Origin of the sequence: Micrococcus sp. HG099, from assembly GCF_024723355.1 — a bacterium.
In the GTDB taxonomy this organism is placed as follows: Bacteria; Actinomycetota; Actinomycetes; order Actinomycetales; family Micrococcaceae; genus Micrococcus; species Micrococcus endophyticus.
In genome coordinates this window covers 1-3071 of sequence record NZ_JANQCJ010000185.1, presented here as the reverse complement: position 1 = coordinate 3071, position 3071 = coordinate 1, and the positions used below count along the sequence as shown (strand labels likewise).

General features: G+C 74.8%; 3 protein-coding genes. 2 read left to right on the top strand and 1 reads right to left on the bottom strand.

Features of this window, described 5'->3' with window-relative positions; genetic code table 11:
- A partial coding sequence (locus NWP10_RS11235; protein WP_309137725.1) for an ABC transporter substrate-binding protein occupies positions 1–1029 on the top strand: 1029 nt, incomplete at its 5' end.
- A complete protein-coding gene (locus NWP10_RS11230) occupies positions 1026–1790 on the top strand; it encodes an ABC transporter permease (protein WP_258300964.1) in 765 nt (254 codons plus the stop codon). The genes NWP10_RS11235 and NWP10_RS11230, both read left to right, overlap by 4 nt.
- A gap of 160 nt (positions 1791–1950) precedes the next feature.
- On the opposite strand, the gene NWP10_RS11225 is transcribed toward NWP10_RS11230, so the two are convergent.
- Positions 1951–2838: a DMT family transporter gene (locus tag NWP10_RS11225; protein ID WP_258300963.1), complete on the bottom strand. Its 888-nt coding sequence runs from the start codon at positions 2836–2838 to the stop codon at positions 1951–1953.
- Positions 2839–3071 lie beyond the last annotated feature (233 nt).

The following is a 3071-nucleotide window of genomic DNA, read 5'->3' as shown; positions in this document are numbered from 1 at the left end:
CTCCTGGCCGGCGGCCTCGGCCTCGGCGCCGCGGCCGCCGCCGGCTGCGTGGTGCCCGGCGAGCAGACCCGCCCCGGCCCCGTGGACGGCGGGGACTGGGCGTGGACGCTGAACATCGACTACGCCACCTACAACCCGCTCTCCCTCGTGATCCGGGCCAAGGGGTGGCTGGACGAGGCCCTGAACCCCGACGACGTCGGCGTGCACTGGGTGTTCTCGGCCGGCTCCAACAAGGCCAACGAGAACCTGCGCGCCGAGGCCATCGAGGTGGGCTCCACCGCCGGCTCGGCCGCGCTGCTCTCCCGCGCCAACGGCACGCCGATCCGCACGATCGCCGTCGCGAACCGGCCCGAGTGGGCCGCCCTGGTCCGCGCCCCCGGCTCCGACGTGGACGACGTCGCCGCGCTGGCCGGCTCCGTGGCCGCGGCGACGCGCGGCACCGACCCCTACTTCTTCCTCGTGCAGGCGCTGCGCGAGTTCGACGTGCCGCGCGAGCGCGTGGAAATCCTCAACCTGCAGCACGCCGATGGGCGCACCGCCCTGTTCGGCGGATCCGTGCAGGCCTGGAGCGGGCTCGACCCGATCATGGCGGACGCGCAGCGCGACGGCGCCGAGCTGTTCTACCGCAACCTCCCCTTCAACACCTTCGACGTGCTCAACGCGACCCAGCGGTTCCTGGACGAGCGGCCCGAGGTGGCCCAGACCGTCGTCGACGTCTACCAGCAGGCCCGCGCCTGGGTGCTCGCCTCGGACGCGAACCTCGCCGAGACCGCCCGGATCCTCGCCGAGGAGGCGGGGCTGGACGCCGCCGTCGCCCGCACCGTGCTCGCCGAGCGCACCAACCTGGACGTCTCGCCCGTGCCCGGCGCCGACTTCACGACGGCGCTGAACGGCGTCGGTCCGATCATGGCCGAGTCCGGGGACGCCCGTAGCCTCGACGCCGTCCAGCAGGCGATCGAGCAGATCGTCGAGCCCGCCTTCGCGCAGCGCGCCGCCGCCCGCCCCACCCCCGCAGGAGGAAACGCATGACAGTCCTGGACCGTCCGGGCGGCAGGACCGCCGTCGGGCTGATCGTCCCCGCCCTGCTGCTCCTGCTGTGGTGGGCGCTCACCGCTGCCGGCGTGTTCTCCGGCGTGCAGCTGCCCCCGCCGGCGTGGGTGGCCGAGGCCGCCGTGGACCTCGCCGCGCGCGGCCCCCTGTGGCACCACATCGCCATCTCGGTGCAGCGCGTGCTCGTGGGCTTCCTGATCGGCGGCGCGCTCGGGCTGCTCGTGGGCTCCGTGCTGGGCCTGTCCCGGTGGGCGGACGCCCTGCTGTCCCCCACCATCGGGGCGCTGCGCGCGGTGCCCTCGCTGGCGTGGGTGCCGCTGCTGATCCTGTGGATGCAGATCGGCGAGGAGTCCAAGGTGACGCTGATCGCGATCGGCGCGTTCTTCCCCGTGTTCACCACCGTGTACGCCGCGCTGCGCCACGTGGACCCGCACCTCGTGGAGGCCGGGCGGGCGTATGGCTACCACGGCGTGCGCCTGCTGGGCACGGTGCAGCTGCCCGCCGTGGTGCCGGCCATGTTCTCCGGGCTGCGCCTCGCGCTCGCCCAGGCGTGGCTGTTCCTCGTGGCCGCCGAGCTGATCGCCTCCTCCATGGGCCTCGGGTTCCTGCTGACCGACTCGCAGAACAACGGACGCACGGACCGGCTGATCCTCGCGATCATCCTGCTGGCCGTGCTCGGCAAGATCTCCGACTGGCTGCTCGGCTTCGTGGAGCGCTGGGCCGTCCGCCGCTGGGCGTGAGGGAGGCGCGGGGCGTGAGGGGCGTGAGGATCCCGCCCCGCCCCTGAGATTCGGGTGACTTGTCGGGGGTGCAGGGCCCCTGCACCCCCGACAGGTCACCCCAAACGCTCACGACGCGCGGGGCGCAAGCCCGCTGACGACGCGCGGGGCGCAAGCCCGCTCACGACGTGCGGGGCGTGCGCCGGGACGGCCGCGCCGCCCGCTCCGCCGCCCACACGGCCGCCGCGCACGCCAGGACCACGAGCCCCATGCCGACGAGGTCGAGGACGGCCAGCCGCTGCCCCCGCACAGCCCACGCCGTGAGGGCGGCGACCACGGGGGACAGACACGTGATGAGGGAGAACAGGCCCGTGGGCATCGTCCGCAGCACCTGCATCTCGATGCCGTAGGGGATCGAGGAGCTCAGCAGCGCCACCCCCAGGCCCACCGCCAGCACCCAGGGCTCGAGCAGCACGGGGCCGGCGGCGGCCGCCCCCACGGGCACCGCCACCGCCGAGCCCACCACCATCGCCAGCGCGAGGCCCTGCACGCCGGGCAGGTGCGTGCCCGCGTGCCGGTTGGCCAGGATGAACCCGGCCCAGCAGGCGGCCGCCGCGAGGGCGAACGCCACGCCCAGCGGGTCCAGCCCCGCCCCGTCCATCCCCGCGGAGAACCCGTCCCGGCCGAGCAGCGCGATCCCCGCGAACGCCAGCGCGGCCCACACCACGGACAGCCACCGCCGGTTCGCCAGCACGGACAGCGCGAGCGGGCCCAGCACCTCGAAGGTCACGGCCACGCCCTGCGGGATCCGGTCGAACGCCGCGTAGATCAGCAGGTTCATCCCCGCCATGGTCAGCCCCAGCAGCACGACGGCGGCCCACCCCCGCCGCGCCAGCCCGGCCAGCGTGCGCATCCGGGGCCGGGTGAGTGCCAGCAGCACCAGCGCCGAGAAGGCCAGGCGCAGGGCGACCATCCCGGCCGGGCCCGTGGTCCCGAACATCAGCCCCGCCACGGAGGCGCCCAGCTGCTGGCACAGCAGGGAGAGGAGGACCAGCGGGATCAGGCGCACCGGGTCAGCCTACGGCCGGGCGCGGGCGGGGCGCGCCGCCGTCGTCGAGGGCCCGGCGGGACGGACGAGACGACCCGCGAACCCCCTGCTTTTCGGGTGACTTATCGGAGGTGAACCGACCCGCGACCTCCGACAAGTCACCCGAAACGGTGATCTGCGGGTGGGGCGGGGGCGTCGGGTCACATCCGCGGGGCCGGAGGGGGTCGACGACGGCGGCGCGCGTCGCGTGACCC